The sequence below is a fragment of the Campylobacter sp. BCW_6465 genome, from assembly GCF_001762815.1.
Classification (GTDB): domain Bacteria; phylum Campylobacterota; class Campylobacteria; order Campylobacterales; family Campylobacteraceae; genus Campylobacter_D; species Campylobacter_D jejuni.
Genome location: NZ_MJXN01000063.1, coordinates 1 through 5,608 on the forward strand (window position 1 = coordinate 1; position 5,608 = coordinate 5,608).

At 26.0% G+C, this 5,608-nt stretch carries 5 protein-coding genes; all 5 read right to left on the minus strand.

Annotation, left to right across the window (positions count from 1 at the left end; all coding sequences use genetic code 11):
• Positions 1-1,007 (minus strand): hypothetical protein (locus tag AJ886_RS03830; RefSeq protein ID WP_186820739.1); only part of this gene is annotated, 1,007 nt, incomplete at its 3' end.
• Positions 1,008-1,365: 358 nt separating this feature from the next.
• Positions 1,366-2,901, minus strand: coding sequence for a lipase family protein (locus AJ886_RS10380; RefSeq protein WP_052779379.1), 1,536 nt, complete (start codon positions 2,899-2,901; stop codon positions 1,366-1,368).
• 262 nt (positions 2,902-3,163) lie between these two features.
• Positions 3,164-3,691, minus strand: a complete 528-nt coding sequence (locus AJ886_RS03840; RefSeq protein WP_070287144.1) for a hypothetical protein — start codon at positions 3,689-3,691, stop codon at positions 3,164-3,166.
• 511 nt (positions 3,692-4,202) lie between these two features.
• Positions 4,203-4,436, minus strand: coding sequence for a hypothetical protein (locus AJ886_RS10745; RefSeq protein WP_261662491.1), 234 nt, complete (start codon positions 4,434-4,436; stop codon positions 4,203-4,205).
• 167 nt (positions 4,437-4,603) lie between these two features.
• Positions 4,604-5,248, minus strand: a complete 645-nt coding sequence (locus tag AJ886_RS10480; RefSeq protein WP_261662492.1) for a hypothetical protein — start codon at positions 5,246-5,248, stop codon at positions 4,604-4,606.
• Positions 5,249-5,608: the final 360 nt, after the last annotated feature.

Genomic DNA, 5,608 nt, shown 5'->3' on the forward strand with positions numbered 1-5,608 from the left:
ATTTCATCTAGTCCTTGTGCGATTTGAAGTTTTAAATTTTGCATTTTTGCAGGAGCTAAAAAAGTTAAATGATATTCGTTTAATTCTTTATTATCTTCTAAAGCATTTTTGATGATTTTATCATACTCATGTAGCTGTGTAAAATACCCTACTCCTAAATCTTTATTTTCAAATTCCTTATAAGCACTTTTATAAACTTTAGCAATGTTTTTTGGGATAATAAAATAAAGTTTGATTAAATTAGTATCAAAGCTAAGATTTAATTCTTTAAATTCATAATCTTTACTAAAGTCTTGTTTGAATTGATTAAGAATATTTATATCCTCTATATCTTTTAAATCTTTTAAATCTATATTAAATTCATTTAAAGCCTTATCTTGTTCTTTTTTTTCATTATTGATTAAAAGATTATAGATAGGTAAATTATCTTTTTGAAATCTATCACTTTTATAATGAAGTCTTATTATAGGTTCTTTTAACTCTATTTGATTTTTACTTTGTTCTCCTAAGCCCTCTTTAGGATCAAAGCTGTGATCAAATTTAAACTTAGTAGGAGTAAAGCTTACTTTTAAAGGAAAACCTTTATCACTAATACAAGCTGATATGAGTTCTTGTAAGATTACATATTCATTATTGACTTTCTTTTGAGATAAGGATCCTTTTACATTAACAACTTTAGTACAAGGAACACTTACACCTGCTATAGTATTAGGACAAGCTACTATACTAGAGTTTAATAAATCACTTTCTAGCATTATAGACACACCATCATCTTTAAAAGTTTTTCCTTTGTTTGATTTAAGTATGACTTTACCTCCATGGATACATTCTAGGTTTTGATTTTCTAAAAGAGCATGAAGTTTAGCTATAGCTTGTTTTTTATCTACTTGTGTGGTTTTTTGTTCTTTTAAAGTGTTTGAAATTAAGTCTTTATACTCTAAGCTTTGTTTGCTTAAACATTCTAATTTAATATTTAAAGAATTTTCTATAATAGAATAATTAAGCAAGCAAAGTTCATCATTTTTATAAAAGATACTAAGTCTTCCTAAACCACTGCTTTCATCTTTAGGAGAAAAATAATAACTGGGTGTATCTTGTTTTATAGTATTATCTTGATCTAATTCTCCAAAGTAAAAAGGATTGTTAGGAAGTTCATTTGAGCCTGTAAGGAGAGTGGAGTTTAGGAAGATATAAGCTTGATAGTTTTGAAGTTCTTCAAAAGTAAAATCTGTCGTTGCTTCTAATTTATAAAGTTCATCATAAATACTTTGACAATCAATGATGCTTTTATTTTCACAAAACAAATAAATACTTTTTTTATCTTTATGAATAGAATATAAAAAGTCTTTACCTATCATAATTTTCCTAAATAATACCTATTTTAGCTTTTCCATTAAAATACAAAGCTTGTGATATTTTACAAACTCCACCTAAATATTGCTCATCCCAAATTTGATCTTTTATTTTATAACTTTTTGAATTATATCCATATATTTTTGTTATATTATTAATATTTTCAAGACATTTCATATCTTTATAAACCACAATGAAAATTCTAAATTCCCCAATGGCAATTTTATGAGCTAAATTTTCTTGATTATTAATAAAGGAACAATCTTTTCTGTATTTATTAAAATCATTTTTATCAAGAATTAAAATGTATTTTTCTTTTTTTTGCGCCTTTAAAATAAAATCTATGATTTTTGTTTGACTAATGGTAGGAGCTTTATAGCTTGCATAATAATTATCTCCAAGCTCTTCTAAAATACCATTTGTTTCTTGCATTATGGTGGCTATTAATGAAAGAAAATATTCAAAATGATTGATTTTTTCTGGAGAACTTCTAAAAAGTCCAAGAGGTCCATTTTTAAGAGCGAAATTTTTATTATTAATAGCATTATTTTTTAACACAAAAGTTTCTGTATAAATTTGAATATTTTTCATAAAATGATTAAGATACTCTATACACTCACTAAGGCTTTTATCTTTGACCTTATTATAGTTAGCATCTAATTCTAAAAGATAGGAATAAAAATAGAGAGTATTAACAAGAGGTTTTATAGAGTGATCATTTTTCCCTGTATATATACCTAAAGCATTGCTTGCACCATATTGAGCTGAAGCAATGATTTCAATTTTACCATTATCAAATACACAAACAATCTTTTCTGGATTTAAAATTTGCTCCACAATATTATTTCCAAGCAAATTAGCTAAGAATCTCATTAGCATATTATCTATTCCATCTATGGTAGGAGAATTAAAAGTATAAACTTTTGAAGCACTAAATTTTATTTGATTAAAATCTGTACAAAGTGTTCTATCGATTGTATCACAAAGCTGCATTGCAACAACAGCTAAATATCCACCCAGAGAATGTCCTACAAAGGTAATTTTACTAGAATCTATATTATTTAGAATAGGTGCTATATCTAATAAAAATTGTTTTAAGGCATTAGCTTGAAAATCTCCTTTACCAAAAGTAAGTCCTATATCGGCAAATGCATCCATACTTACAATTCCTTCTGTTCCTCGAAAACTAACAATATACTCATCTTTTTGAATGTCATAAAAAAGTGTAGCAGAAAAACCACTAAAAGTATTGGGTTGGTGAAATTTGATTGTATAGCGTTTTGCAAAATTTTGTGTTTGGATTTCTCTAAATTCACCATTGAGTTTTGGATAAAAAGCTAACGAATCATCATAAATAAAATAATCTTTATAGTCTTTAGACAATGCTTTATAATATTCAAATTTTTCTATATTTTCTCCATCTTTTAAGATTCTTTCTGTTCCTATTGTGAAATCATTAGTTTTTTGTCCATCAATATAGATAAGGTTGAAATAGCTTGCCCAAGCTAACTCAGCATAGTCTCTAAGATTCTTGATTTGTTGCTTCATACTTTTTCCTTTTAATCAAATATAAGATACAATAAAATTGCCAATGGACAATATAACAATAATAGAAAAAACCTTATCAAATATTTTTTAATTCTTGTTATTAAAAATAACCATAGATTGTTCACTATTGGAGGCAAAATTATCCATCCAATCACTATGAGAAATTCCTTAAATCTATCTGGATTATGCCCAATTAAAGGTGATATTATCCAAGCAAAGATAAAAAATATAATCCAGCAAATATAAAGTATTTTTAATATTTTCATTGCATCCCCCAAATCTCACCCAATGAATGTCCTACAAATATAATTCTTTTGTGTTTGTTTTTGATTATTTTATTTACTTGTTCTAAAAATTCTAAAAGAGAAGAAGATTGGATATTGCCATTGAGGGATAGAGTTATGTCTTGCATCGTATCTATATTCCAAAAACCCTCAGTTCCCCTAAACCCTACTATAAATTCATCTTTTTGTTTATCGTAAAACAAAGTAGCACTAAAGCCACTTGTAGTGTTAGGCTGATGAAATTGAACCTCATATCTTTGAATGAAATTTTTAGTCTGTAATTCTCCAAATTCTCCGTTGAGTTTACCTTTACTAATAAAACTATATTTTTGTCCGACCTTTTCTTTTTTTCCAGCTATTTTGCCATTATAGCTTAAGTTTAAAAGCTCATTTAAGGTAATAATAGTTTCATTTTCTTGCAATATACAATCTTCTAAATCAAAATAAAAATAACTAGCTTGTGCAAGTTCTGCATAATCTTTTAATTCATTGATTTTTTCTTGCAAAATTATCCTTTATTTAAATAATGACAAAAAAATATATAATGTAACATAAAAACTATTATGATAATAAAACATGTAATATAATATCAAAGCTATAGGATAATAAAGTAACAATAGCAATGCTATATACAAAAACTTTATTTCACAAAGAGAAAAAAAGCGATAAAGCATTAATAGAATTAAAGGAAAAATAATCCAACCTAGCATTACAAAAAATTCATACACTCTATTTGGATTATGCCCTACAGCAGGAGAAATAACAAACCCACTTATACAAAATACTACCCAAACAATATAAAACTTACGAAATGCACCCATTTATTTTCCTTTTTAATATTTTTAATAAAATTATTCTACTTTTTTAAAAATTAAAATATAGCTATATTAGGAAAATTCCAACCATAAACACTAGGGGAATTAAAAGTATAAACTTCATTAGGGCTAAAAGATAATTTGTCTTTATATTTAATATCGCAATATATCAAAGCCCCACTTAAAGTGTTAGACTAATGTTTTAAAATACAAAATCAATAGTTCTTTTACTCAGTGCATCATTCAATCCTACCCTACTAATATCATTATCCAATGTTATTTCTTTACTATCAAAACAAGTATTTATAAGAGAAATACAATATTTAGGTTCTATTTTAACTATTTTATTTTGTTCAAAACGAGCTTGTATAGCACAAGCATAAGCTGTGTTTGTATTTTTAGGTTTTACAATATCTTCCCCTTTACTATTTTTCATAACAATATCTTGCTTTAATTTATCACCAAAAGTAAGTTTATCTGCTTTATAAATATTATTCTTTTCATCTTGCTCTATATTTTCCTAAACATATTGCAACATAGCATAACTAGCATCTGCTATATCGGCATAGTCTTTGATTTGAGAGATAAGTTCTTTAGGGTTCATTAATATCTTTCCAAATTATATTTTTCATCACTTTTTATAAATTTACCATTAGTAAAATAATGAAAATGTCCTCCTCCTGCACTTTTACGACTAATGCTAGAAAAGCTAAATCCTCTTCCTTCATCTCCAAATAATCCATAGCTTTTTACTTTATAATCTATCATAGTATCAAAAACAACAGGATATTTTTTACCCTCACACACATAATAAGTTGTCATACCTAAATAAGGTCTTAATTTTTTATAGTTTTCTTCACCCATATATGCTTTAAATTGATCTTCATAGTATGCAAATTCGGGTTTATCTTTGAAACCAAAATCAGCTTTACCTTTATATCTATAATCACTACGATAATATTTACAACCATTAGAAAGGATTTGAGGGAATTTTTTTTCTACATCATACTTTTTAATATTAGCTCTTAACTCTTCATCAGAAGCAGATATATTATTAATCCATTGATTATATTCTTTTATCTTTCTTTCATTTTCCAATATCTCTTCTCTTATTTTTTTATCAAAGATATAAATTCCACCATAATTACTTGCAAGAGTTTCTAATTCACTTGCTTTATTGTCTTTAAAAGCACATGCACTTAAAGATACTAAAAAAAATAAGCTTAGAATTATCATTGTGATTTTCATTTGATACTCCTTTTTAAATTGTATTATTTCAAATATCTTATATAAATCAAATTTAGTTTTTATATATCATAAAAAACCTTTTTCATCATTCTCATCAATTAAATCAAGCATAGCATAACTAGCATCTTATATTAGCATAGTCTTTGATTTGAGAGATAAGTTCTTTAGGGTTCATTAGTAACTTTGTCCTGTATATTTTTCATCACTTTTTATAAATTATAACAATAAAATATAACACATAAGCAAAAAACACTTTACTGTGATTAACAAATCACACCTGCTAAATCTATCATTTACTTACTTCAATCTCACATTCATAATCATATTAGATAAAAAGATACTATCTTTATCAAAGTCTTT

What these genes read in the sequence shown, in the direction of transcription:
- AJ886_RS10380 (WP_052779379.1), bottom strand. Translation starts at nt 2,901, where the DNA reads ATGAAGCAACAAATCAAGAATCTTAGAGACTATGCTGAGTTAGCTTGG.
- AJ886_RS10745 (WP_261662491.1), bottom strand. Translation starts at nt 4,436, where the DNA reads ATGAAAAATAGTAAAGGGGAAGATATTGTAAAACCTAAAAATACAAAC.
- AJ886_RS10480 (WP_261662492.1), bottom strand. Translation starts at nt 5,248, where the DNA reads ATGAAAATCACAATGATAATTCTAAGCTTATTTTTTTTAGTATCTTTA.